Origin of the sequence: Flavobacterium sp. 11 (assembly GCF_002754315.1) — a bacterium.
GTDB classification, from domain to species: domain Bacteria; phylum Bacteroidota; class Bacteroidia; order Flavobacteriales; family Flavobacteriaceae; genus Flavobacterium; species Flavobacterium algoritolerans.
On sequence record NZ_PEFE01000001.1, the window covers coordinates 2,043,582 to 2,068,902 of the forward strand.

At 33.5% G+C, this 25,321-nt stretch carries 22 protein-coding genes; 8 read left to right on the top strand and 14 right to left on the bottom strand.

Features of this window, described 5'->3' with window-relative positions; genetic code table 11:
• Positions 1-80: 80 nt before the first annotated feature.
• The 4 genes from CLV00_RS08880 to CLV00_RS08895 form a co-directional block, all read right to left on the bottom strand.
• Positions 81-644 (bottom strand): DUF937 domain-containing protein, encoded by a 564-nt coding sequence (locus CLV00_RS08880; protein WP_099714776.1) that lies wholly within the window; start codon positions 642-644, stop codon positions 81-83.
• 96 nt (positions 645-740) lie between these two features.
• Positions 741-1,691, bottom strand: coding sequence for a D-2-hydroxyacid dehydrogenase (locus tag CLV00_RS08885; protein ID WP_099714777.1), 951 nt, complete (start codon positions 1,689-1,691; stop codon positions 741-743).
• 161 nt (positions 1,692-1,852) lie between these two features.
• Entirely contained in the window at positions 1,853-2,923 is a 1,071-nt protein-coding gene (gene serC, locus CLV00_RS08890) for a 3-phosphoserine/phosphohydroxythreonine transaminase (RefSeq protein ID WP_099714778.1), read from the bottom strand.
• 93 nt (positions 2,924-3,016) lie between these two features.
• Positions 3,017-4,075, bottom strand: coding sequence for an acyl-CoA reductase (locus tag CLV00_RS08895; protein ID WP_099714779.1), 1,059 nt, complete (start codon positions 4,073-4,075; stop codon positions 3,017-3,019).
• Between the two features lie 135 nt (positions 4,076-4,210).
• Between CLV00_RS08895 and CLV00_RS08900 the strand changes: the two genes are divergently transcribed.
• Positions 4,211-4,561: a 4Fe-4S dicluster domain-containing protein gene (locus CLV00_RS08900; RefSeq protein WP_091171992.1), complete on the top strand. Its 351-nt coding sequence runs from the start codon at positions 4,211-4,213 to the stop codon at positions 4,559-4,561.
• 82 nt (positions 4,562-4,643) lie between these two features.
• On the opposite strand, the gene CLV00_RS08905 is transcribed toward CLV00_RS08900, so the two are convergent.
• Positions 4,644-5,180 carry a hypothetical protein gene (locus CLV00_RS08905; RefSeq protein ID WP_099714780.1) on the bottom strand — a complete coding sequence of 179 codons (537 nt, stop codon included), beginning with the start codon at positions 5,178-5,180 and terminating at the stop codon, positions 4,644-4,646.
• A gap of 439 nt (positions 5,181-5,619) precedes the next feature.
• Positions 5,620-8,313: a TonB-dependent receptor gene (locus CLV00_RS08910; protein ID WP_099714781.1), complete on the bottom strand. Its 2,694-nt coding sequence runs from the start codon at positions 8,311-8,313 to the stop codon at positions 5,620-5,622.
• Positions 8,314-8,616: 303 nt separating this feature from the next.
• On the opposite strand from CLV00_RS08910, the gene ychF reads away from it, so the two are divergent.
• The 5 genes from ychF to CLV00_RS08935 all read left to right on the top strand — a co-directional run bounded on the left by ychF (position 8,617) and on the right by CLV00_RS08935 (position 15,448).
• Entirely contained in the window at positions 8,617-9,711 is a 1,095-nt protein-coding gene (gene ychF, locus CLV00_RS08915) for a redox-regulated ATPase YchF (RefSeq protein ID WP_099714782.1), read from the top strand.
• A gap of 251 nt (positions 9,712-9,962) precedes the next feature.
• The gene (locus tag CLV00_RS08920; RefSeq protein ID WP_099714783.1) at positions 9,963-10,484 is read left to right on the top strand and encodes an NADPH-dependent FMN reductase; all 522 of its coding nucleotides are present in this window, start codon (positions 9,963-9,965) and stop codon (positions 10,482-10,484) included.
• Between the two features lie 163 nt (positions 10,485-10,647).
• A complete protein-coding gene (locus tag CLV00_RS08925) occupies positions 10,648-12,510 on the top strand; it encodes a DNA topoisomerase IV subunit B (RefSeq protein WP_099714784.1) in 1,863 nt (620 codons plus the stop codon).
• Positions 12,511-12,521: 11 nt separating this feature from the next.
• Entirely contained in the window at positions 12,522-12,707 is a 186-nt protein-coding gene (locus CLV00_RS08930; protein ID WP_099714785.1) for a hypothetical protein, read from the top strand.
• Between the two features lie 50 nt (positions 12,708-12,757).
• On the top strand, positions 12,758-15,448 hold the full coding sequence (locus CLV00_RS08935) for a DNA gyrase/topoisomerase IV subunit A (RefSeq protein WP_099714786.1): 2,691 nt from the start codon (positions 12,758-12,760) through the stop codon (positions 15,446-15,448).
• A gap of 56 nt (positions 15,449-15,504) precedes the next feature.
• Here CLV00_RS08935 and CLV00_RS08940 read toward each other — a convergent pair whose 3' ends face one another.
• The 8 genes from CLV00_RS08940 to murQ form a co-directional block, all read right to left on the bottom strand.
• Complete coding sequence (locus CLV00_RS08940) at positions 15,505-16,164, bottom strand: PolC-type DNA polymerase III (RefSeq protein ID WP_099714787.1); 660 nt, start codon at positions 16,162-16,164, stop codon at positions 15,505-15,507.
• Complete coding sequence (locus CLV00_RS08945; RefSeq protein ID WP_099714788.1) at positions 16,164-18,083, bottom strand: DUF294 nucleotidyltransferase-like domain-containing protein; 1,920 nt, start codon at positions 18,081-18,083, stop codon at positions 16,164-16,166. Before CLV00_RS08945 ends, CLV00_RS08940 begins: the two co-directional genes overlap by 1 nt.
• Positions 18,084-18,242: 159 nt before the next feature.
• Positions 18,243-19,013 carry a TerC family protein gene (locus CLV00_RS08950; RefSeq protein WP_099714789.1) on the bottom strand — a complete coding sequence of 257 codons (771 nt, stop codon included), beginning with the start codon at positions 19,011-19,013 and terminating at the stop codon, positions 18,243-18,245.
• Between the two features lie 39 nt (positions 19,014-19,052).
• Positions 19,053-19,427, bottom strand: coding sequence for a DNA topoisomerase IV (locus tag CLV00_RS08955; RefSeq protein ID WP_099714790.1), 375 nt, complete (start codon positions 19,425-19,427; stop codon positions 19,053-19,055).
• A gap of 23 nt (positions 19,428-19,450) precedes the next feature.
• Positions 19,451-20,023: a pentapeptide repeat-containing protein gene (locus CLV00_RS08960; protein ID WP_099714791.1), complete on the bottom strand. Its 573-nt coding sequence runs from the start codon at positions 20,021-20,023 to the stop codon at positions 19,451-19,453.
• On the bottom strand, positions 20,023-20,244 hold the full coding sequence (locus CLV00_RS08965; RefSeq protein ID WP_099714792.1) for a DUF6095 family protein: 222 nt from the start codon (positions 20,242-20,244) through the stop codon (positions 20,023-20,025). Before CLV00_RS08965 ends, CLV00_RS08960 begins: the two co-directional genes overlap by 1 nt.
• A gap of 10 nt (positions 20,245-20,254) precedes the next feature.
• On the bottom strand, positions 20,255-20,557 hold the full coding sequence (locus tag CLV00_RS08970) for a Dabb family protein (RefSeq protein ID WP_099714793.1): 303 nt from the start codon (positions 20,555-20,557) through the stop codon (positions 20,255-20,257).
• Positions 20,558-20,563: 6 nt separating this feature from the next.
• The gene (gene murQ, locus CLV00_RS08975; protein WP_099714794.1) at positions 20,564-21,376 is read right to left on the bottom strand and encodes an N-acetylmuramic acid 6-phosphate etherase; all 813 of its coding nucleotides are present in this window, start codon (positions 21,374-21,376) and stop codon (positions 20,564-20,566) included.
• A gap of 213 nt (positions 21,377-21,589) precedes the next feature.
• Here murQ and CLV00_RS08980 point away from each other — a divergent pair, with 213 nt between their 5' ends.
• A complete protein-coding gene (locus tag CLV00_RS08980; RefSeq protein WP_099714795.1) occupies positions 21,590-22,732 on the top strand; it encodes an AraC family transcriptional regulator in 1,143 nt (380 codons plus the stop codon).
• Between the two features lie 156 nt (positions 22,733-22,888).
• On the top strand, positions 22,889-25,279 hold the full coding sequence (locus CLV00_RS08985; RefSeq protein WP_099714796.1) for an outer membrane beta-barrel family protein: 2,391 nt from the start codon (positions 22,889-22,891) through the stop codon (positions 25,277-25,279).
• The last annotated feature ends 42 nt before the right edge of the window (positions 25,280-25,321 follow it).

A 25,321-nucleotide genomic window follows, 5' to 3' on the forward strand; every position in this document is an offset into this window, starting at 1 on the left:
AATGATTTGTTTGTAGCGTTTTAACATAAAAAAATCACCTACAACGAGTAGATGATTTTTTATAAATATTTTTATTTTTATTATTTTCCAAAAAGTTTGCCGAGTATGCTTCCTATTCCACCACCTTTTTTTGTTACGGCTGACATGGCATCACTTATATCTACTTTTCCATCTGCATTTTGGTCTAAACCAAATTGACCTCCATATTTAGATATAGCATCCATTATGCCTGAATTCTGGGCACTATTACCAGAAATCGCCGCTATCACATCTGAAATTTGAAAACTACTATCATTAGGGTCTTTTGCTTTATTGACTAACGAACCTAAAATTTTAGGAATTAAACTTCCTGCAACACCAGAGGCAGTTTCACTGTTGATACCAAATTTTTCACCTAAGCTTCCTGTAAGTTGTTCGGTGAGTTTTTGTACTACAGGATTTGAACTGTCTTGAGCATTGTTTCCTTGAAATAAACCTGCAAGTTGATCTGCTCCGCCTTCTGAAACTATTTTTTGTAACCCAGAAAAAATAGAACTACTTGCCTCGGTCATAACTGCTTCATTTTGCTCGTTTGGAATCGCTTGGTTTTTAACAACTGATTCTACTCCAAACTGTTGTGCTAATTGTGTTAATTGTTCAAACATGGAAAGTATTTTTTAAATTAGAAATCAAATTTAATGAAAAAAGGGACTTATTAAACAAAGTTAATAAATCCCTTTTTATTTATTTAGTCAAAAATACTAGCCTAATATGCTAATGATTTGTGAAGCTAATTCAGTACCAATTCTATCTTGAGCTTCTCCTGTTGCTGCTCCAATATGTGGAGTCAACGAGATTTTATGATTCATCAAAATAGCCATTTCAGGAGTTGGTTCGTTTTCAAAAACATCTAATCCTGCAAATAATACTTTTCCGCTGTCTAATGCTTTTACTAATGCCACTTCGTCAATAACACCACCACGAGCGCAGTTTACAATACCTACACCGTTTTTCATGATTGCCAATTCTTTCTCTCCAATGATGTAACCATCTTGAGCAGGAACGTGTAATGTGATGAAATCAGCTTCTTTGAATAAAGATTCCAATGATTGAGAAACGATAGTTGTTGTGATGGATTGTCCGTCAAAAAACGCTACTTTAATATCAACTTGTGGGATAAACATATCCGCAGCAATTACTTTCATTCCTAAACCCAGTGCCATTTTAGCGGTAGCCTGGCCAATACGGCCAATTCCTACAACACCAAGCGTTTTTCCTCTTAATTCAACTCCGTTTGCATAGGCTTTTTTCAAACCTTCAAAGTTTGTATCTCCTTCAAGAGGCATATTTCTGTTAGAATCGTGTAAAAAACGAACACCAGAAAATAAGTGTGCAAAAACCAATTCTGCCACTGATTCTGATGACGAAGCTGGAGTATTGATTACATGAATTCCTTTGCTTTTAGCATAATCCACATCAATGTTATCCATTCCTACACCACCACGACCTATGATTTTTAATCCTGGGCAAGCGTCGATGATATCTTTACGAACTTTAGTCGCACTACGTACCAAAACTACACTTACATTATTTTCGTTTACAAAATTAGCTACTTGTTCTTGAGCTACTTTTGTAGTTATAACTTCAAATCCACCTTTTTCTAAAGCTAGAATTCCACTTTTTGAAATTCCATCGTTGGCTAATACTTTCATTTGTATTTATTTGTTTATTCGGTTATTTGTTTAATCGTATTTTGGATAAAAAATAACTGAATTATTAATTAATTTGATTGTTGGTTTAAATAATTAAAACAACACAATAATATTTTCTTGTTTTTTGGTTATTTCGATTAAACAAATAACCAAATTCACGGTTAAACTTTTGACTCTAATGCTTTCATTACATCAACTAATACTTGAACACTTTCTAATGGAAGTGCGTTGTACATAGAAGCTCTGTAACCACCTACTGAACGATGTCCAGGTAAACCAGATATTCCAGCTGCTTTCCACATTGTATCAAATGTTGCCGCATGTGCTTCATCATTTAATAAGAAAGTAGCATTCATGTTTGAACGGTCTTCAACAACTGCAGCCCCTTTGAATAATGGGTTTCTGTCTATTTCTGCATAAAGTAATGCCGCTTTAGCATTGTTTATTTTTTCTATAGCAGCAATTCCACCAAGGTTTTTCAACCATTGTAATGTCAATAACGAAGCATAAACTGGAAAAACAGGAGGAGTATTATACATACTTTCTGCTTTGATATGTTTAGTATAATCAAGCATGCTTGGGATAATTCGGTTATTTTTAGCAAGAATTTCTTCTTTTACAACAACCAAAGTAGTTCCTGCCGGTCCCATATTTTTTTGAGCTCCTGCATAAATCAAATCAAATTTAGAAAAATCCAATTCTCTTGAAAAGATATCAGAACTCATGTCACATACAATTGGCATATCAACTGATGGGAATTCCTTCATTTGTGTACCAAAAATGGTGTTGTTACTCGTACAATGGAAATAATCTGCATCTGCTGGTACGGTATATCCTTTTGGAATATGATTGTAATTTTGTTCTTTTGATGAAGCGACAACAACTGTGTCTCCAAAAAGTTTCGCTTCTTTTATTGCGCCGGAAGCCCATGTTCCTGTATCAAGATAAGCTGCTTTTCCGCCTTCTTTCATTAAGTTATAAGGTACCATCAAAAATTCTAAACTAGCTCCGCCAGCAAGAAATAATGCTTGATATCCTTTGCCTTCAAGGCCTAAAAGTTCAATAACAATTGCTCTTGCTTCATCCATAACGGCAACGAAGTCTTTGCTTCTATGCGAAATTTCTAAAAGTGATAACCCAGAATCGTTAAAATTTAATATAGCTTGTGCTGATTTTTCAAAAACTTCTTGTGGTAAAATACAAGGTCCTGCGCTGTAGTTGTGTTTTTTCATGGTGTAGTTTATGTCCAAAAATTTAAAGTGCAAATTTCGGCAATAGGAATTTAAAAGGCGTTAAATAATTCGAAATAATTAAACATATTTCTACTATGTTGTTAACAAAAATGAAATTGTATCAATGTTATCTGCGTAATTCCACAATTTAGGTTTTTGGGTTTGTCCAAAATCAATACTGCCTTCTATAAGATTGTCACTTACAATGCACTGAATTTGCTCATTTTCTGATTGTAATCTCGTTTTCAACTCATTGATATCCTCATAAAACTCATAAAACACACTAGAAATAGGTGAGGCATGGCTTTGATCTTCTTTTATTGTCAAAAAGCCATTGTCTAATAATTTAAAATTACTCATTAGGAAAACGGCCTTGTTGTAATCGTAATTGTTAGCGTATTTTTCATAATGGATCACGTCTTGGTACTCAAATATTGCTTCAAAAAATGCGTTAAATACGTATCCTTTTGGGACAAAAAGTTTAGAAACATTTCGACAGCCCAATCCAAAATATCGAAATATATCTTCCCCTAAAGCGGTTAGCTGCTCTTTGGTTTCTTTGCCAGTTAAAACAGCAATTGAGTTTCTGCTTTTTCTAATGATAGAAGGTTTGTCTTTGAAATAATATTCAAAATAACGGGCCGTATTATTACTTCCGGTTGCTATTACGGCATCAAAGTTTTCTAATTTTCCTGCTACAAAAGTGATGTTGTTGGCTAATTCAGAATCAATTGCAATGATGTACTTCGCCAAAAAAGGCAACAAATGTTGGTCATTTGAGGAAGTTTTTACCAATACATTATTTCCCGTAATTAAAACCGACAGGAAATCATGGAAACCCACCAACGGTATATTTCCGGCAAGAATTAAGGCAATGTTTTTAGGTTCTTTTATTTGAAAATCATAAGCAGAAAGCCATTGATTTAAGTTTTCGGCAGTCAATGCTTCAGCCCAAGATTGGATAGAAAAATAGACTTGTTCCGGTGTATACCATCCATTATGTGATTGAGATAATTTTATTAATTCGATAAAATCATCAAAAAACACATCGTTGTGCAAAACAGTTGGATTCTTAGAGCTATTATCTTCGGAAAATTGACTTAAGAATTTTCCTAATTCAACAAAAACACTTTTTTTTGTTTCTAATGTCATAATGTTTGCTTATGAATAGTTTTGATTGTAATTTTGCACAAAAATAAGCATAAATATGTCGAAAGTCAAAAGTCCTAATGTCAAAAGAATTTTGGCGTTTGACATTCGATATTAAGACTTTAAAACTATAGAAAAATGGCAATTATTATAACAGACGAATGTATCAACTGTGGTGCTTGTGAACCAGAGTGCCCAAATACAGCAATATACGAAGGAGCAGATGACTGGAGATATAAAGACGGAACAAAACTTAAAGGGAAAGTGATTTTACCGGATGGTACCGAAATTGATTCTGATGAAGCTCAAACTCCTATTTCTGACGAAGTGTACTACATTGTACCAGGAAAATGTACAGAATGTAAAGGTTTTCATGACGAACCACAATGTGCTGCAGTATGTCCTGTAGACTGTTGTATTCCGGATGATAATCATGTAGAAAGTGAAGAAACGTTATTGAACAGACAAGCGTTTTTACATAACGAATAAAGATAAAATTTTATATTTTTACAACAAAAAAAACCTGTTTGCCTCGGCAAACAGGTTTTTTTTTGAGGTATTTTGAAACAGATTATTTTTTGATAATTACAAAAGTTTCTACCGTTATTTTGTCTGTTTTGTCATCATAGGATTCTAAAACTAAATTCCCATTGGCATCAAAGTAACCATAAGAAGTTTTGTTTTTTGAACTATAGATATAGTTGTTGTTTGATGTTTTTCTCAAAACAGCGGCTTTTTCAGCATTAGGTTGGTATATCGTATATCCACTTTCAGCGAGTTTGACTTCATATTTTTGTCCGTTCAAATCATAATATGCGGATCTATCTACATCAACAATATTTGTAACTCCATTTGCGGTAATGCTAGTAATAGCCGTTACTTCAACAGGTGTTTCTTTTCTTTCTTTGTTTAAAGCATTAGATTCAGCGTCTTTTAATTCAATTTTTTGAATTTCTTTTACTTCTTGAGTTTTTATTGATTTTTTTTGACCATCAGAACTTTTTACAGTAGTTACAGTCGTTTTAACTTCGGATTTAACATTGTTATTCTGAGCTTGAATATTTATTGAAAATAGAAAAGCAACCATTCCAAAAATTAGAGTCTTCATAATATTTAATTTTGTGATTAATACAAAGCAAATTTACAATCCTCTGGCTCAGTACTTGTTACGTAATTATTATAAAAGATTATATAATTTACATAAAGGGGCATAATAAGTATGTTTGATTCTTGATTTGCAAGAATTATAAATGTGTCATTCCTATAGATTTTCCGGTCAATTGTAATGATTCCAAAGTCATTTAAATATAAAACAATTGTATTTCGTTTTAAGGTAAAAATGAGAACTGTAGAAAAAATCACCTGTAATTATTTCTTTTTCATCTTTTTTCAAGGTGTAATATTACGTGGTGCAATCCAGTATAAAATTTTATGATGAATTTGTTTTACAATTGCGATGTGCGATAATAACTAAATTCATGTAGAATAAACGAAATAAAAAAAGGGCTATCTTTCGACAGCCCTTTTTGAGTTATTCAATAAATGAATTAGAATTTATAGTTTAAAGATAAATTAAACATAGTTCCTAATTGGCTAAAGTGATATCCATCATACGTCATTTGAGAATAACGTTGGTTGAAAGTGATCAAGTTAGATTGATTTTTTACTTGAGCTGGGTCATTTAAAAGTTCTACACCCTTAGCATTTTCTGCTACAAATTTCCATTCAGGTAGTACATTTAAAAGGTTGTTTACATTCAATGCCAAAGTTAGCTTTTCAGTAGCAGAAAAAGTAACTCCTAAATCAGTAACAATTTTTGGAGTAAATTCAGTTTTTAAATTAGCTCTTAAATACTCTACAGATCCAACTGGAGCATTCGGGTCATTTGTAGCTAAACCATCTTGATTAAAGGTAGTTTTACCAAAGTAAGTGTTGTTAAGAGAGAAACCAAATTTTCCAATTTCATAATTCGCTCCTAAAATCCATTTTGTTTCTGGTCTTGAAGTAAACATTAAAGATTCAAGTATAGGTCCAAAATTGTCACTTTTTACAGGTGAGATTCTTTCATTTTGAAAAGTAATATTTCCAGATAAATTGAATCCAAGTTTTCCTGTTCCTAATAGAATGTTGTTGTAATTAGCAACTACATCTAAACCTGAAGTTCTAGAGTCAAATGAATTCTCAAACCAAGCTACATTACCAAATTGAGTATCCTGTCTGTCTCCTAAAACGATTCTGTCTTCCACTTTAATGTTGTAGTAATCGATTGTGAAATTAAAGTTTTTAGAAGGTTTTGCTCCAATTCCTACAGTAATATTTGTTGATTTCTCAGCATCTAAAGGATCAATTCCTAATTGACGTGCTTGTGGAGAAACGTTATTTATAATTCCACTAACTTGTATTCCTTGTCCAGCAACGAATGAATACTGTGATTTTTGAGTGTAAATTTGGTGTAATGTTGGAGCTCTGAATCCAGTAGAAATAGATCCTCTTAACGTGATTTTGTCATCTAAGAATTTATATCTAGAACTCAATTTCCATACTGTGGCATCACCAAAATCGCTATAATCTTCATAACGAACAGTACCATTTATCAAGAAATCTTCCGTTACATCATAAGCAAGGTCAAAATAAGCACCAATATTATAACGGTTCCATTTTGATGAATTTTCAGGTCTGTTTCCAGCGAATGAATCTGCTCCCATACCATCCCAAGAAGCTTTGTCTCCTTCAATTACTTCAAAAGTTTCTGTTCTGATTTCAGATCCAAAACCAATACTGATTTTATCTGATAATACTTTAGAGATATCTAAATTCCCTACAACATGGTTGAAAGAAGTTCCCCCTGGTTTAAAAGAGATTGGACTATTTTCTAAATACACATTATTTCCATCAGCATCTTGAATATCTGATCTGTTAAAAGAGTTGTCCACTGAATAAGTTTGTGTATTTCCACCTACAGTAATACTGGCGTCAGTATTCCAATCGTTTTTTGTTGATTTATATCCCAATGTACCATTGTAATCATTTAAATCTCCCGTAAATGTTGGTACATATCCTTGATAAGATGCTGGTGTTCCATCTCCAAAAAAGTCTTTTAGGAAAGGATAATCAGCTAAAGTTCTCCAGTATGGAGTTCTGTAATTAGCAAATGAGTTTACTTTTTTGTAAACATAAGCAGCATTGTAGTATAATAATGTTTCATCAGATAAACTAAATCCACCGTTTACCAAGAATTTAGCAGCTGCAGTTTCTGGAGATCCATTGATATTTCCTGCGTCTGGTTTTTTAGCTAGGAAAGCTTGAACATCAGAAAGTGAAGCTCCAAAATCTCCTGCTTCACCAGCAGCGTCTACAGTTCCAGGTCTGTTAGATAAATTTACTTTAGAAAAATCAACTGTATAATTTACAAATCCTTTATCTCCTACAGTAGAACCATTATTCATACTAACCCCTAACATTTCACCATCACCTTCAGAAGTCATTCCACTTCTTACAGTTACAGATCCACCGTTTGTATTCTTTTTCAAAATGATGTTCATAACTCCTGCAATCGCATCAGAACCGTATTGAGCAGATGCACCGTCACGAAGTATTTCTACTCTTTCGATAGCATCAGTAGGAATTGCTGAGATATCAGCACCTGTTTCTCCACGTCCCGGAGAGGTTTGTACATATAATAATGAACTTAAATTTTTACGTTTCCCGTTGATAAGGATTAAAGTTCTACTAGGTCCCATGTTTCTGATTTCATATGGATCCAATAATGAAGTCGCATCATTCACAGGTGTTTGAACCGTGTTGAAAGATGGAATTTTGTACTGTAACGCTTTGTCAAAAGAAGCTTGTCCTGTTGATGTTAAGTCTTTTGAAGACAATACATCTATTGGAAGTGCAGATGTCGTGTTACTTCTTGGCGCCGTTCTGGTTCCAGTAACAACAACTTCGTCTAGATTTTGTCCACCTTCTTCTGATAAAACAACATTTATAACAGCATCTGTAGCGGCTTTTTCTAATTTAGAAAACCCTACATAGCTGAAAACTAGTGTAGCTCCTTCTTTAACTTTTATCTTGTATGCGCCATCCATATCGGTAGAAACCCCATTCTGAGTCCCTTTTTCAACAATGTTTACACCTGGCAAAGGGTTGCCGGTATTGTCTTTAACGACACCCGAGACTTCTTTTTGTGCGAAAAGAAACGAGACGTTTAATAGAAATAATAATAATGCAAATTTTTTCATAATAAGTTGTGTTTGGTTTTTGTTTGGTTTAAAATCGTTTGCAATATAATTTTTTTTTTAACAAAAGATTAGCATATCGTTTAATTTTTTATAAAAAACATATGAGACCTGTTTAAACTGCAATTTTTACTTACTTAAACATTTATAAAATCTTATATTTGCAAACTTTTAAAGTAAATGCTAAACTTTTAACAGGCAACGGTTATCGGTAAAGAAAATGATCATAATGTCTCAATCGTTCTGTTTTTTTAAACAAATAGGATTGCGATACAATATTCCATTAAAAATAAATATTATCTACATATGAAAGCAGGGATTGTAGGATTACCAAATGTTGGAAAATCAACATTATTCAATTGTTTATCTAATGCAAAAGCACAAAGTGCGAATTTTCCTTTTTGTACTATCGAACCTAATATAGGTGTTGTGAATGTTCCGGATTCCAGAATAGAAAAACTGGAAGAATTAGTAAAACCAGAACGTGTGCAAATGGCAACTGTTGATATCGTTGATATTGCAGGATTAGTAAAAGGAGCTAGTAAAGGAGAAGGTTTAGGAAATCAGTTTCTGGGAAACATTAGAGAGTGTAATGCTATTATTCACGTTTTACGTTGTTTTGACAACGATAATATTGTTCACGTTGACGGGAATGTAAATCCAATTCGTGACAAAGAAACAATCGACATAGAGTTGCAGTTGAAAGATTTAGAAAATGTTGAAAAACGCTTGGAAAAAGTAAAACGTGCCGCTAAAACTGGAAATAAAGAAGCAATTGTCGAAGAAGCATTGTTGAACAGAATTAGAGAAACGCTACTTCAAGCAAAATCAGCGAGAACTATTACGCCACAAAACAATGACGAAGAAGTTTTGATGGAAGGTTTTCAATTGATTACTGCAAAACCAGTATTGTACGTTTGTAATGTTGATGAAAATTCGGCAGTTAACGGGAATAAATATGTAGACCAAGTTCGTGAATTGGTAAAAGATGAAGATGCTGAGGTTATCGTGCTTTCTGTAGGTGCTGAAGCGGATATCACCGAATTGGAAAGCTACGAAGAACGTCAGGTTTTCTTAGAAGATATGGGTTTAAGTGAGCCAGGAGCATCAGTATTGATTCGTGCTGCTTACAAATTATTGAAACAACAAACTTATTTTACGGCAGGTGTCAAAGAAGTTCGTGCTTGGACTATTAATATTGGAGCAACTGCACCGCAAGCTGCAGGAGTGATTCACACTGATTTCGAAAAAGGATTTATCCGTGCCGAAGTTATTGCGTATGAGGATTTCGTTCAGTACGGTTCAGAAGCTAAATGTAAAGAAGCCGGAAAATTCAAAGTAGAAGGAAAAGAATACATTGTTAAAGATGGTGATGTGATGCATTTTAGATTCAACGTCTAAAAAAAAGTTATAAAATCAAAAATCATAAAGTCGAAAGTTAGTAATTGCTTTCGACTTTTTTTATGCACCTAATCCAGCTTTACACTTTAAGATTGATCTGAAAAATGCTTTACGTTGTAATCTGGGGTAAAATAGATTTGGGTGAATACCAGATTTCATAGTTTCATATTCGTTTTCAAAATGGGAGAATCTGTGGCTAATTATTTTGCAACAGAGTCAATTTTTACTACTTTTAGTAAAAATAAAGTATCATGAAAATAATCGCTTTTGGCGGAAGCCCCAGCAAAAACTCTATCAATAAAAAATTAGCGACGTACGCAGCAAATCTTTTTGAAAATGCCGAAGTGGAGGTATTGGATTTAAACGATTTCCAAATGCCCATATTTACTGTTGATATAGAAAAAGAAATTGGTCAGCACGAGTTAGCAAAAGCATTTTTGGCTAAAATTGCCACCGCAGATATTCTAGTGGTTTCTCTTGCTGAAAATAATGGAAATTATTCAGCGGCTTTCAAAAATGTTTTTGATTGGTGTTCCAGAATTACAGGAAAAGTTTTTCAGGAAAAACCTATGCTGTTGATGGCAACTTCTCCGGGAGCCAGAGGTGGCGCAAGTGTTTTGGAAATCGCTAAAAAAGCTTTTCCATTTTATGGCGGAAACGTTAAGGCTGCTTTTTCACTTCCTAGTTTTGATGCTAATTTTGATATTCTAAACGGTAAAATTTCTAATCCTGAATTAGACAATCAATTGAAAGAGATTATCAAGAATTTTTAAATTTGAACATCAAAAATCAATATCAATTTGAAATCTGCAATCTAAAATCATTAATCCTAAATCCTCAATCGGTTGTCAATATCATTCTTAATAACTTTGATGACTACCTATTTTAAATTTTATCGAATTACACTACATTAGCACAAAATCCACAAATTTTACAATGTCCGAACAAAATCAATATACCGAAGATAATATTCGGTCGCTCGACTGGAAAGAACACATTCGCATGCGTCCCGGAATGTACATCGGAAAACTAGGGGATGGTTCTTCTGCAGATGATGGTATTTATATTTTAGTCAAAGAAGTCCTCGATAACTGTATCGACGAGTTTGCAATGGGCGCCGGAAAAACTATTGAGGTGACAATTAAGGACAAAACGGTTACTGTTCGGGATTATGGCCGTGGTATTCCGCTAGGAAAAGTGGTTGATGTAGTGTCAAAAATGAATACTGGAGGGAAGTATGATTCAAAAGCTTTTCAGAAATCAGTTGGTCTTAATGGTGTCGGAACTAAAGCAGTCAATGCGCTTTCTAATTATTTCAGAGTAGAGTCTGTTCGTGATGAAAAACAAAAGGCAGCCGAATTCTCCGCAGGAAATTTGGTTCTCGAAGAAGAAATTATAGACACTACCAAACGAAAAGGTACCAAAGTTATTTTTACTCCTGACGAAACCATTTTCAAGAATTACAAATTCCGTATGGAATATGTAGTGAAAATGATTCAGAATTATTGTTATCTAAATAATGGTTTAACCATCATTTTTAATGGCGAAAAATACTATTCTGAAAACGGACTTAAAGATTTATTAGAAGCTACAATTAATGTTGAGGATTTAGAATATCCAATTATACATTTGAAAGAAGGCGATATTGAGATTGCCTTAACACACAGCAAAACCCAATATTCTGAGGAGTATCACTCTTTTGTAAACGGACAAAATACCACTCAAGGTGGAACGCATTTAGCAGCATACCGAGAAGCGATTGTAAAAACCATTCGGGAGTTTTATAATAAAAGTTTCGAAGCATCTGATGTCCGAAAATCCATTGTTACCGCCATTAGTATCAAAGTAATGGAGCCTGTTTTTGAGTCGCAAACCAAAACCAAATTAGGTTCGACAGATATGGGTTCAGAACCAGGAATGCCTTCGGTACGTACTTTTGTAAATGATTTTGTAAAAACAAAATTAGATAATTATTTGCACAAGAATCCTGCAACTGCGGATGCTTTACTTCGAAAAATTCTTCAAGCCGAAAGAGAACGTAAAGAGCTTTCTGGTATTCGAAAATTAGCAACAGATCGAGCTAAAAAAGCGAATTTACACAACAAGAAATTAAGAGATTGTCGTGCACATTTACCCGATACCAAAAACCCAAGAAATTTAGAAAGTACGCTTTTTATCACTGAGGGAGATTCGGCTTCTGGTTCTATTACCAAATCACGTGATGTAAATACACAAGCGGTTTTTAGTTTACGAGGTAAGCCTTTGAATTCGTATGGAATGAGCAAGAAAATTGTTTATGAAAATGAAGAATTCAATTTACTGCAAGCGGCTTTGGATATTGAAGACGGATTGGAAAAATTGCGTTACAATAATATCGTGATTGCAACGGATGCCGATGTCGATGGGATGCACATTCGACTATTATTGATTACGTTCTTTCTTCAGTTTTTTCCGGAGTTAATAAAAGAAGGACATTTGTATATTCTGCAAACACCACTTTTCAGGGTTCGAAACAAGAAAGAAACCATTTATTGCTATTCTGATGAAGAGCGTAAAGACGCTATCGAAAAACTAAAACCAAAACCGGAAATCACCCGATTCAAGGGACTAGGTGAAATTTCTCCGGATGAGTTCAAGAATTTTATTGGAGAAACCATTCGTTTAGATCCGATTATGATGGACAAAAACACTTCGATTGAACAATTATTGTCTTTCTATATGGGTAAAAATACTCCAGACAGGCAAGAATTTATCATCAAGAATTTGAAAGTGGAATTAGATGTAATCGAGAAAGTTTAAATAGTTATAAGATGCCTACAAAAAGAACACTAATTTTTATCGCTTTATTATTTGTGATTAGTTTTTCAACTACCTTTTTTATTATAAGGAGTAACGATCATAAAGAATGTGATGCAGTTGTAAAAAAAGAGATGGATAAAAATGGAATTGAGGTTACAAAGGAAGAGCATGTTTGTAAAGAAAAATATTCTTTTTAGAGTTTTTAGAACAAAATTAGAATTGATTACTATTCAATAGAATATATTTAATGAAAGACGAAGAAGACGAAAATACAATTCCGGAAGGTCAGGAAGAAGATAATTCGATTGATGAAAATCAATCTGAAGATAAATCTTTTGAAGGCCAGCATTTTTACGATAATCAAGAAGACGGAAACGATACCATTACCAAAGTTACGGGGATGTATAAGGACTGGTTTCTGGATTATGCTTCGTATGTGATTCTGGAACGTGCCGTTCCAGCGATTGAAGATGGTTTTAAACCGGTGCAACGTCGTATCATGCACTCTCTAAAAGAATTAGATGACGGTCGTTATAATAAAGTTGCCAATGTTGTAGGACACACCATGCAGTATCATCCACACGGAGATCAGAGTATTGGTGATGCGATGGTGCAAATTGGACAAAAAGAATTATTGATTGACTGTCAGGGAAACTGGGGGAATATCCTAACGGGTGATGGCGCTGCAGCTTCTCGTTACATCGAAGCGCGTTTGTCTAAATTTGCTTTGGAGGTTATTTACAGTCCAAAAATTACCGATTGGGGTGTTTCTTACGATGGACGTAGAGCCGAACCGAACAATCTTCCGGTGAAGTTTCCATTGCTTTTGGCACAAGGAGCCGAAGGTATTGCTGTTGGTCTTTCGACGAAAGTGTTGCCTCATAATTTCAATGAATTAATCGATTCTTCGATAAAAATATTAAAAGGGAAACCTTTTACACTGTATCCAGATTTTATGACGCAAGGTATTGCTGATGTGTCTAATTATAATGATGGATTGCGTGGCGGACGTATTCGTGTTCGTGCCAAAATTGGTCAACTGGACAAAAATACTTTGGTGATTACCCAAATTCCGTTTTCTACAAATACAACGACTTTGATTGACAGTATTTTGAAAGCAAATGATAAAGGGAAAATCAAAATCAAGAAAATTGAGGATAATACCGCTGCTGATGTCGAAATATTAATTCATCTTTTTCCAGGTGTTTCTCCAGATAAAACCATTGATGCGTTGTTTGCTTTCACGGCTTGTGAAACTTCGGTGGCGCCATTGGGCTGTGTGATTGAAGATAACAAACCGTTGTTTATCGGGGTTTCGGATATGTTGAAAATTTCAACCAATAGAACGGTACAATTACTGAAAAGTGAATTGGAAATTCAATTGAGTGAACTGGAAGAACAATGGCATTTTCTTTCTTTGGAACGTATTTTTATCGAAAATAAAATCTATCGTGACATTGAAGAAATGACGACCAGAGAAACGGTAATTAAGGCCGTTGATGATGGTTTGAAACCTCACACAAAACACTTAAAACGCGCTGTTACCGAAGACGATATTCTGCGTTTATTGGATATTCGAATCATGCGTATTTCAAAATTTGACAGCAATAAAGCGCAAGACAAAATCGAAGCATTGGAAGGCGATATCGAACAAGTAAAACACAATTTAGAACATCTGATTGATTTTGCTATTGCCTATTTTACCAAATTAAAAGAGAAGTATGGAAAAGGGCGGGAACGACAAACCGAACTTCGTATTTTTGATGATATTGAAGCGACCAAAGTAGTTTTAAGAAACACTAAATTATACGTCAATAAAGAGGAAGGATTTGTAGGTACGAGCCTGAAAAAAGACGAGTACGTTACGGATTGTTCTGATATTGATGACGTAATTGTTTTTCTGCGTGATGGAAAAATGATGATTACCAAAGTAGATGCGAAAACCTTCGTGGGTAAAGATATTATTCACATTGCTATTTTTGACAAAAGTGATAAGCGTACCATTTATAATATGATTTACCGCGATGGAAAATCTGGGCCTTCTTATATCAAACGATTCAATGTTTCAGGAGTTACCCGAGACAAAGCATACGATTTGACCAATGAAACTGCTGGTTCCCAAGTGTTGTATTTTTCTTGTAATCCAAATGGAGAAGCTGAAGTAATTACGATATTATTGCGTCAGGTAGGAAGTGTCAAAAAACTGAAATTCGATATTGATTTTGCCAGTTTAGCGATAAAAGGTCGTGCTTCCAAAGGGAATTTGGTGACCAAATATCCAATCAAAAAAATAGAACTGAAGGAAAAAGGTATCTCTACTTTATTGCCAAGAAAAGTTTGGTTTGATGATACCGTTCAACGATTAAACGTAGATGCAAGAGGGGAGTTGTTAGGGGAGTTCAGACCTAATGATAAAATTTTGGTCATATCACAATCTGGAAAAATAAAAGTAATTACACCAGAATTATCGACTCATTTTGATGAAGATATGGTGGTTTTGGAGAAATGGATTCCAAAGAAACCAATTTCGGCGATTTATTATGATGGAGAAAAAGAACGTTATTACATCAAACGTTTCTTAGTGGAAACAGAGAATAAAGAAGAAAGTTTTATCACGGAACATCCTAATTCACAATTAGAGATTGTATCAACGGATTATCGCCCTGTGGCTGAATTAATTTTTACAAAAGTAAAAGGAGTTCAAAAAGAGGCAATGACGGTAGACATAGAATCATTTATTTCGGTAAAAGGATTTAAGGCTTTGGGGAATCAATTGACAACCGATAAGTTGAAACAAGTAAACTTGCTGGAACCTTTACCGTATGAAATTCCTGTCGAGGTTATTCCTGAGGATTTAGAAGTAAAAGGAGAAACAGATGCTGATGATTCTGATATTCAATTGGAAGATGACGGACAGATTACTTTGTCTTTAGAATAAATAAAAAGCTCCTGAAAAGGGGCTTTTTTTATGCGTTTTTGCCAATTTTTATGCGCTTATTTAAACAATTGTCTTAAGGTAATTTCTTTTCTCTCTCTCAATTTATTTAGAATTTTCAAAAAGGCAATTGCAGTAATATAAGCATCTCCCATTGCGGTATGCCTGTCTTTTTTTGAAATATCAAATTTATCGGCAAGCTCGTCTAAACTATAATTTTCTTTACGTTCCAATAAATTAGATACCAATAACGTTTTTTTATACAAAACAGCCGTGTCTAAAGTCTTGTTTTTTAATTCTGGCAATCCGTTTCTTTCGAGTGCCTTATTAATCATAGTAATGTCAAATATGGTATGATGTGCAATGATAATAGAATCTCCTAAAAAATCTAAAAACTGTTGTAAGGCTTCTAATTCTGTAGGGCGGTCTATGACAAATTCTTTCAGAATTCCATGAATTTTTGCAGTTGCCTGATCGTAATGTTCTTGTTGAATGTAAACTTCAAAACTTCCATTGATAGGAATCGTATTGTTTTGAAGAACAATAGCGCCAATGCAAAGTATCCTGTCAGTTGTATAATCAAATCCGGTGGTTTCTGTGTCCAATACAACAAAACGTACCGCATCAATATCGTTTAATAGTTCCTCATCAGATGATTTTTCGGATTTCCCCAATAAATCAAATAAAATAGTTTTACTTTTTTCTATAAAATTTATCATCATAATATATTTGAAGGATTAAATCGGATGGTAATGACTTCTTGGAGTTCCTTAATGGTTTTGAACGTTCGCTTTAGCTTAATCTTTTCTAATTTAGATAACGCTTCGAGAGCAATAAACTGCCCGGAATCATTATGCAAAAGCCCTTGTTTTGTTCTGAATTTTAATAATGCTTTATAGGAATACGAACAAGCTAAATACAATTCTTTATTGTTGGGTTCTAATTCTGCCAATTTTTCAAAACGTTCGGGAGTATTGCTGATTGATTTTACGGAATGAGATAGAATTAAAACCCTTGCAGCATCTGTTAGTGGCATTAAAGCGCGTCTTTTTATATCGAAAAAATCTTTATGGGCGCCATCTTGCTCTACTAAAAATTGTCTAAAGAACCCTGTTGGAGAAGGACTTTGTAGCGCGCCACTTACCAAGTGAATATAAAAAACAGGATTTGCTTTTATGTTTTCAAAAATAAATTCTGAAAGCTTGTTTACCAGTTCGCTGTCTCCATATGACAGACTGTAATCAAAAAATATAAAGGACAATAAGACTTCATTTTTCCCTGGATTGGTAATCCAATGATGAACCTGACTTTCCCATTCGCCAAGACTTAAGCACCACTTTGGGTTAGAAGCCATCATTTCTGCCGGACAGTAATCATAGCCAATTTCAAAAAGTCCTTTGTTGACATGTTTGGCAAATTCTAAAAAATAGTTCTTGGTCTTTTCTTTTAAATCTTCAGGTACATCCTCATAGACTAAAGCATTGTCTTGGTCAGTATGCAGTAACTGTTCACTTCTTCCTTGACTTCCCAACGCCAACCATCCAAATTTTACTGGAGGAGGTGTTTTCATTTTTTTCAAGGATATTTCAATGACTTGCTTGATACAGGCATCATTTAATTCTGTAATTATTTTAGAAGTGAGTGTCATCGGAATATTTTGGTCTAAATATCCTTGTAACAATTGCATTATATTGGCGCGTATTGGTTTTATCTGTTTTGCTTTTTTAGCTCTTTTTACCGCTTTAATCAATACTGCTGGATTATTGCCAAGTTCTACCATAACATCATGTTTGGATAGGATTCCAACAGCTTTGGAATTTGGCGTGCCATCTTTCGTAAGGCATAAATGGCTGATATTGCTTTTCATCATGGCCATTTGAGCTTGCGTAACGGTCATTTTCTTAGGATAAGTAATAACAGGAGTTGTCATTATTGAGGCCGCAGTTGTTGTGATGGGAAATTCTCCAGTCACAATTTTGTTCCTTAAATCTTTATCTGTAATGATACCAATGGGGAGCGAATCTTCGATTACAAGAATGGCCCCCACATTTTTTTTGGTCATGGTCTCCGCAATATCTTTTGCAATAGTGTTTGAATAACAGGTGATTAGTTTTTTAGAATATTTTACAGGCTGTAAGTCTAATAGTTTTCTACCCGTGTCCAGACCTTCCAGATCTATTGTTTCTCCATATAGTTTTCCGCTGTGGCTTTTGGAATAAGGATTGTGTGTATTAGAAGCAAAACTTTCGATTAAAAAATTTCCCACAGCTCTGTTTTCTAACGCATAAGGTTTGAAAATAGCTATTGGAATGGCATAAAGAATGCTTTCTTCATGAGTTCTGGCTTCCATTTTATAGTTTTCATTGGCTATAAGTGGTCTCAGCCCAAAAATATCCCCTTCATCACACATATCCAGGATATCATTTTCCAGGCTAGTTCTAAGTGCGACTGCTCCTTTGTGTACAACATAAAAAGAGGAATGGGTTTCTTCGTTTTCGGCAAAGATGACGCTGTCCTTTTCTTTATAAATAATGGAGATTTGTTCAGAGATAACTTCGATGTCTTTTTGATGTAAAAAGGAAAAAGGAGGGAAGTTTTTTAAAAAGTCAGCAACTCTATGGGAGATTGTATTTTTCATGGTGCTTATTTGTGTCTAAGGTAATTTATAAAAAATAAAATAAAAAGAAAAAAGACCAAATTTGGGTCTTTTTAGTGTTTCCCCATTTAAGGAGGAATATATTTTCAGAATAAAAAAAAAGCTCCCGAAAAGGAGCTTCTTTATCAAAAAATAGTTTGATTATTTATTTTTCTTCATTTTCATATTCAGTACTTCGACTAATAATGAGAAAGATATGGCAAAATATAAGTACCCTTTTGGTACTGGAGTAACATGATTTCCAAAGATTAAAGCATTCGATAAATGAGCACTTTCTGTAAGTAGCATCATTCCAATTAGAATCAAAAAGGATAATCCAAGTATTTGAATAGAAGGATGTTTGTTGACAAAATTCCCAACAGGAACAGCAAATTGCATCATAATTAATACAGAAATAACCACAGCAGTAATCATAATATATAAAGCACCTTCAACTCCGTTTGTCATACCTACCGCGGTAAGAATACTGTCAAAAGAGAAAACTAAATCAATCATGATAATTTGTAACAGTACGTTCTGGAATGATTTTGTGGCAGCTTTTCCTATTTCTTTTTCTTCATGACCTTTCTCGTCTACTTTTTCACGAATTTCATTGGTACTCTTATAAATCAAGAATAATCCTCCGCCCAGTAAAATAAGACTTTGGCCAGTAATTCCCGCTGAAAACCAACTAAAATCAATATGAAACCAAGGTTCTTTCATTTGAATCAATAAATTGATACCAAACAAAAGCGCAATTCTCATGAACATGGCAAGGAACATTCCTATTTTTGTCGCTCTCTTACGTTGTTCAGGAGGTAATTTTCCTGTAGCAATTGATATGAAAATAATGTTGTCGATTCCTAATACAATTTCCAAAAAGGTCAATGTTAAAAGGGCAATCCAAGCATCCGGATTTAAAAATACTTCCATGTTTAGTTCGTTATTATTTATTAATTTGAGTTTGTAAGCTTAATCGGAAATCTTAGTAACGGTTCCTCTTTGTTTTTCATCAACACCAACCATTCCAAATTCAAAGGTATAGGAATTTTTTGTGGTTGTCAAAATTTTCATACCAATGGCCTTTTCCTCAGCCATATTTTTTGGATGCAATTTCAGTAAAACATATTCACAATCATTTACCCATCGTATCGAAGCAGTATCAGTCTTTCCTTCAAAAGTTTCTATTTCAATACTGTCATTACGTTCAAAAAGGGCAATTTTTTTTACACCGTCAACTTCATATTCAAACTTGAATTTTCCAGTTTTAAAATCCTTGCAATTGCGCTCCGCATCATAGCATGACATTAGTAATAGTAGTGGGAGGAGGAATAGTATTTTTTTCATTTCTTAGTATGTTTACTTTTTAACTATTGTATTTTGATATCGTATTTGTCCAGAAGTCCAATGATTCCTTGTGTAGAAAACTTGGCTTTTCTCATAGGATTGAATTCGGGATCAATTTTAAAATTAGATGCTTTTGAAAAATCGGCTGCGGCTAATTGTGTATTGTTAAAAATAGCACCATCCAAATTACTGTTATCAAAAACAGAACTCGTGAGATTGGTGCCAACAAAACTTACTTCTCTTAACGAGCAAGAATTAAATTTTGTCTTTGGCATTTTTTTATTGGCAAAAGAAGAATAATCCAAAACACATTCTTGAAAATTGACGTTAAACAAGAAATCATCGCATTCCTCAAATTGGATACCCAATAATTTACAGTTTTTGAATTGTACGCCTTTCATACTTGTTCCTAATAATTTGGTCATAGCAAGATTACAATCAATGAACTCGCAATCCATAAAAGTGCTATAGGAGAAATCACTGTTCGATAAATCACAGTTTTTAAAAACGCAATCTTCAAATTCTCGGTTGTTTACTTTTTTATCGACATAGACGATTTTTTCAAATGTTTTTTGAACGTGAATTAGGTTTTCCATTAGTCGTTAAATAAGCTTTTCATAATTATTTTTAATCCCAAATACATCAAAAGCATAGCTGCTAAACAAGCAATTATTCCTATTGCTAAAACTAAATAATGCCACACATTCTGTTGATTCATAAAAGCATTATAAATCACTGCCGGTCCCAAGAATAATAATGGTAAAGCTCCCGCTAAATATTTAATTCCTTTAGATAGTAGTTCCTTGTTGGTTGCCATAATTTAATAATTAAAATTCATAATCCACACAATATCTCAAATCTCTAATTTTACCTATCCATTCAGCAACAATATTATGTGTTGGATGATTTTGGTATTTCTCTAATGTTTCAAACGAATTAAAATAGGAGTGCAGTACGGCATCAAAGTTTGAATATTCACTTTCAATATTAATTCCTACTCGTATTTCAACTATTTCAGGAATATCCTTTTTTAAATCTTCAAGTCTCTCTTTTAGAATAATTGCATTTTCGGCTTTGCTTTTGCCTTCTGCAAAATCTTTTAATTTCCACATTACTATATGGTGAATCATCGTTGTTTATTTTTTAAAATTATCAACGGCTTTCCTTACACTGCCGTGTTTTTTCAATAATTCGGCACCTTCTTCATAGGAAACGGGAATTTCTCCCATAATCATTTTCACACCGCGATCGACCAGTTTGCTGTTGCTCAATTGCATATCAACCATTTTGTTGCCTTTCACTTTACCCAGTTGAATCATAGTTGCGGTAGTAATCATATTTAGTACCAGTTTCTGGGCTGTTCCAGCTTTCATTCTAGAGCTTCCGGTTACAAATTCTGGACCTACAACTACATCAATAGGGAATTTTGCTGTTTGCGAAAGCGGACTTCCTGCATTACAAGAAATACTTCCTGTGGTTATATTGTTCTCGTTGCACGTTTGTAATCCTCCAATAACATAAGGTGTTGTTCCCGAAGCAGCTATTCCTACCACGACATCATTTTCATTTACATCAAAAGCTTTCAAGTCAATCCAGGCTTGTGTTGCGTTGTCTTCGGCATTTTCTACGGCTCTGCGGATTGCGGTGTCGCCTCCGGCAATTATCCCAATTACCAAATCGAAAGGAACGCCAAATGTTGGTGGACATTCCGAAGCATCAAGAATTCCCAAACGTCCAGAAGTTCCTGCGCCAATATAGAATAATCTCCCGCCGAGTTTCATTTTGGCAACGATTTCAGTGACTAAATTTTCTATTTGGGGCAACGCTTTTTCTACGGCAAGTGGAACAGTTTTGTCTTCCTGATTGATATTAGATAACAATTCTTGAACTGACATTTTTTCTAAATGTTCGTATTTTGAAGATTGTTCGGTGGTTTTTGTGAAGGTCATTTTTCGTATAATTGGACAACTCCAAAATTAACCTTTTTTATCACAATCTCGAAATTTTCTATTTTTAGTTTCAGGTTTTTTAGTGTCAAGTTTCTTTAAATTTGATATAAATTGATTTACTTTTTTTAGTTTTTAATTTCTCATATGGAGAAAGGTTATTGAATCTTTGTTAGATGAACTAAAATATTATATTTGTTAAATATTAAAAAATAAATGGATAGAATAATCTTATTGCAAGGGATTGCACGGATTTCAGTTTTTGTGTCTTTATTGATGGCATTTTTTTTACTGACTGTTAAAACTGAAAATAAATTGGCTAACCGTTTATTTGCCTGGTTTTTTATTATTTCGGCTATTGATCTTAGTGGTTTTTTTGTTACTAATTATATTCAGGATTATCTTGATTTGATGATTTTTAGATGGACAATCTGTTTGTTGGCAATGCCCTTATTTTATCTTTATGTATTGTCAGTTTGTTATTCTGATTTTAGATTGAAATGGAAACATTTAGTGCATTTACTTCCTATTTTACTAGTTAATTTAGTTTTTATTCCAAGACTTTATTTAGCCAGTAATTCAGATATGAAACTCTTATCCGGAGATCTTGAGCATATGCCTGAAATATACTTAATCCAGATTTTAATTGAATTTCAATATGTGTTTTATATTGTTAGCGCATTTTTAATTTTGAAGAAATACAGAGAAATTTATCTGGAAAACTATACCAATCCTAGTACTTCAACATACAAGTATCTTTTTCAGATGACTACTGTTTTCTTAATCGCGCACGGTTTGGTTGCATTAAAAAACCTCTTACGGTATAGCGATTACAGACAAATGTTTCTTTGGTTAAATGTAGTTGTAGGAAGTGTAGCTTTATTTATTACCTGTTGGTTAGTGATGAAAGCATTGAATCATCCGGAGCTTTTTAGGGGAATTAATTCTAAATTACAATTGACAAAAGATATTCTGCCTGAAGTCGAAGAAAAGACAGCATCTAAAAATGTTCAAGACGATGCGATTTCCAGTCAAATTTCGATATTAAAACAATATATGGCTCAGAAAGAGCCTTTTCTTGATCCATCGCTTACCATTCAGGAGCTTGCCAATCAAATTGATATTCCGGTTCGGGATTTATCGGTTTTGATTAATCATCATATGGATCAACACTTTTTTGATTTTGTCAATGAATATCGTATTCAAAAAGCGATGGGTATTTTAAAAGATCAGTCTAGAAGTCAGCTTACCGTTTTGGAAATTTTATACGAGGTTGGTTTTAACTCCAAATCTTCTTTTAATACCTCTTTTAAAAAACACACCAATTTGACGCCTACCGCTTATAGAAACGCCTTATAATAAGTGGTTTGTAAAAAGTCGTACTTCATACCTGATAAAGTCGAACTGATTTTCTGAATAGAAATTGGTTCGACTTTTTTTTGTCGGTCGAATTTTGAAAATTTCTAAGGCAACTTTGCTTCAAATTAATCGAAACAAGTTTTAAAATTAGAAATCATGAAAAAAGTAAATCTCCTTGTCTTTTTATTATTGCCTTTATTTTGTTTAGCACAGGCATCATTTAAATTAAAAGGAAAAATAGCAAGCGAAACAATTCCATTAGAATGGGCAGATATTTCCATATCGAATTCAGAAGGAAAAATTATAGACGGTTCAACCTCCAAACAAGACGGTAGTTTTGAAATCAATCTTAAAAAAGGATCTTATAAAATTGGGATCACCCTTTTACAATTTAAAGATTATGAAAAAGAGTTTACAATAGAAAATGATATGGATTTAGGAACAATCATTTTAAAAGAAAGCGCAACCAATTTAAAAGAGGTTATCATTCAATATAAAAAGAAAACAATCGAACAGAAAACGGATCGTTTGGTTTATAATCTTGAAAACAATGTTACAACAGTTGGCGGAGACGCTTTAAGTGCCATTAATACGGCTCCCGGAGTTGTCGTTCAGAATAATACAATTAATATTTTAGGAAAAGGAACTTCCCGTGTTATGATAGATGGACGAATGATTGAATTAGTAGGTGAGGAACTGAATAATTTTTTGAAATCAATTTCGGCTAGTGATATTAAAAATATTGAAGTTATCAGTAATCCGCCGGCAAAATATGATGCCGAAGGAACTGGTGGATTGATTAATATTATTATGAAAAAAGGAGTTCGTGATTCCTGGAAAAACACGACTACAGTTTCTTATGATCAAAATAAATATAGTATTTATACTTTAAGAGATAACTTTTTTTACAATAAAAACAAGTTTAGATTTTCTGCCAGCATTAATGCAAAAACAGGTTATTTGAATGCTACAGATGATTTAAAAATGTATTTTCCTGATGGACTTTCCCATATGAAAAGTGCAACAAAGGTAAAGACTGAAAATCTTTCGGGTAAATTGGCTTTAGATTATGATCTTTCAGAACGCACTACTATTGGATTTCAATATTTAAACGATAGAAATAACCCTGATTTTAAATCGGATATTAGAATTGAGAATTACAATATTCAAAACGAATTGGATAATGTTACACTGAACAATAGCTTCACTGATAAAGGATCAAGAAATCAAACGTATAATGCACATTTGATTACCAAACTAGATTCCTTAAAAAGGAAGTTATCTTTTGATGTAGATTATTTTAATTACAGTTCAAAATTCGATAGAAACTTTGTAGCTAATAATTTCACGCCAGATATGACATTTATTGATATAAATCAGTCGGGAAGAAACATTTCGAATCAGGATATTGACAATTGGAGTTTTAAGGCAGATATGGAACATCCGCTTCAAGCGTTGAATTTGTCTTATGGTGCAAAAATGAGTTTTACAAATAGCGTAAGTGATGTACTTTATTTCAATACAATTACAGGAACTCCGGAATTAGATTCGAACCAGTCCAACCGATTTAAATACACTGAAAATAATCAGGCAGTTTATGTAAATGCGGATAAAAAACTCAATGAAAAATGGAATTTCCAAATGGGATTAAGATTGGAGAACACTCAAACAAATGGATTTTCTGAAACAATGAATCAGGAAACAGAAAATAATTATTTGAAATTGTTCCCAACGTTTTATGCTTCTTACAAGAAAAACGAAAACAATACTTTTAGTTTGAATTATGGAAAAAGAATCAACAGACCACGTTTTGACTTATTGAATCCGTTCAGAATTTACATCAGCAGCAATAGTTATTCCGAAGGGAATCCGTTTTTAAGACCTTCATTTAGTGATAATTTTGAGTTGGTGCATTCTTATAAAGAGATTTTTAGAACGAGTGTTTTTGTAAATGCAATTACAAACGGTTATGGAGTTTTGTTTACCTCAAACCCGGAAACCAATACGCAGATTGTAACCCGTGAGAATTATTTTAAAAACTTAAATTATGGAATAGGGGAAAGTTACTCGGCAAGTTTTACAGATTGGTGGTCTAGTGAAAATTCATTGTACCTTTTGGGAGCAAAAACAGAATTTATTAAAGATATCAATGCTACACCATCAAACAGTTTACAAATTGATTTTTCTACAAATAATACTTTTTTATTAAGTAAAACGACAAAATTGCAAATCGATTTTACGTATACAACGCCTTTTAAATCCGGTTTATATGAAGTAGGATATGCCTCGAGTTTTGATATTAGTTTCAAACAGGATTTGTTTAATAAAACCATGCAGATTGCATTTTTGGCAAATGATATTTTTAATACCTCTTATTTAAAAGACTTTACTTCAGTTATAAACGGTGTAAAACAGGTATATGAGCAGAAAGAAAGTAATCGATTTGTACGTTTATCTGTGGTTTATAATTTTGGAAACAAAAAGATCAATGTACAACAGCGTGATTTTGGGAATAAGGAGGAGAATAAAAGAACTGGAGGTAATTAGAAAATTAAAAGCTAAGAAACAGAAATCTGTTTCTTAGCTTTA

What these genes read in the sequence shown, in the direction of transcription:
- CLV00_RS08985 (WP_099714796.1), top strand. Translation starts at nt 22,889, where the DNA reads ATGAAAAAAGTAAATCTCCTTGTCTTTTTATTATTGCCTTTATTTTGT.
- CLV00_RS08960 (WP_099714791.1), bottom strand. Translation starts at nt 20,023, where the DNA reads ATGGAAAACCTAATTCACGTTCAAAAAACATTTGAAAAAATCGTCTAT.
- serC (WP_099714778.1), bottom strand. Translation starts at nt 2,923, where the DNA reads ATGAAAAAACACAACTACAGCGCAGGACCTTGTATTTTACCACAAGAA.
- CLV00_RS08930 (WP_099714785.1), top strand. Translation starts at nt 12,522, where the DNA reads ATGCCTACAAAAAGAACACTAATTTTTATCGCTTTATTATTTGTGATT.
- CLV00_RS08900 (WP_091171992.1), top strand. Translation starts at nt 4,211, where the DNA reads ATGGCAATTATTATAACAGACGAATGTATCAACTGTGGTGCTTGTGAA.
- CLV00_RS08965 (WP_099714792.1), bottom strand. Translation starts at nt 20,244, where the DNA reads ATGGCAACCAACAAGGAACTACTATCTAAAGGAATTAAATATTTAGCG.
- CLV00_RS08980 (WP_099714795.1), top strand. Translation starts at nt 21,590, where the DNA reads ATGGATAGAATAATCTTATTGCAAGGGATTGCACGGATTTCAGTTTTT.
- CLV00_RS08935 (WP_099714786.1), top strand. Translation starts at nt 12,758, where the DNA reads ATGAAAGACGAAGAAGACGAAAATACAATTCCGGAAGGTCAGGAAGAA.
- CLV00_RS08945 (WP_099714788.1), bottom strand. Translation starts at nt 18,083, where the DNA reads ATGAAAAATACAATCTCCCATAGAGTTGCTGACTTTTTAAAAAACTTC.
- murQ (WP_099714794.1), bottom strand. Translation starts at nt 21,376, where the DNA reads ATGACCTTCACAAAAACCACCGAACAATCTTCAAAATACGAACATTTA.
- CLV00_RS08920 (WP_099714783.1), top strand. Translation starts at nt 9,963, where the DNA reads ATGAAAATAATCGCTTTTGGCGGAAGCCCCAGCAAAAACTCTATCAAT.
- CLV00_RS08955 (WP_099714790.1), bottom strand. Translation starts at nt 19,427, where the DNA reads ATGAAAAAAATACTATTCCTCCTCCCACTACTATTACTAATGTCATGC.
- CLV00_RS08970 (WP_099714793.1), bottom strand. Translation starts at nt 20,557, where the DNA reads ATGATTCACCATATAGTAATGTGGAAATTAAAAGATTTTGCAGAAGGC.
- CLV00_RS08880 (WP_099714776.1), bottom strand. Translation starts at nt 644, where the DNA reads ATGTTTGAACAATTAACACAATTAGCACAACAGTTTGGAGTAGAATCA.
- CLV00_RS08940 (WP_099714787.1), bottom strand. Translation starts at nt 16,164, where the DNA reads ATGATAAATTTTATAGAAAAAAGTAAAACTATTTTATTTGATTTATTG.
- CLV00_RS08925 (WP_099714784.1), top strand. Translation starts at nt 10,648, where the DNA reads ATGTCCGAACAAAATCAATATACCGAAGATAATATTCGGTCGCTCGAC.
- CLV00_RS08950 (WP_099714789.1), bottom strand. Translation starts at nt 19,013, where the DNA reads ATGGAAGTATTTTTAAATCCGGATGCTTGGATTGCCCTTTTAACATTG.
- CLV00_RS08895 (WP_099714779.1), bottom strand. Translation starts at nt 4,075, where the DNA reads ATGACATTAGAAACAAAAAAAAGTGTTTTTGTTGAATTAGGAAAATTC.
- ychF (WP_099714782.1), top strand. Translation starts at nt 8,617, where the DNA reads ATGAAAGCAGGGATTGTAGGATTACCAAATGTTGGAAAATCAACATTA.
- CLV00_RS08910 (WP_099714781.1), bottom strand. Translation starts at nt 8,313, where the DNA reads ATGAAAAAATTTGCATTATTATTATTTCTATTAAACGTCTCGTTTCTT.
- CLV00_RS08905 (WP_099714780.1), bottom strand. Translation starts at nt 5,180, where the DNA reads ATGAAGACTCTAATTTTTGGAATGGTTGCTTTTCTATTTTCAATAAAT.
- CLV00_RS08885 (WP_099714777.1), bottom strand. Translation starts at nt 1,691, where the DNA reads ATGAAAGTATTAGCCAACGATGGAATTTCAAAAAGTGGAATTCTAGCT.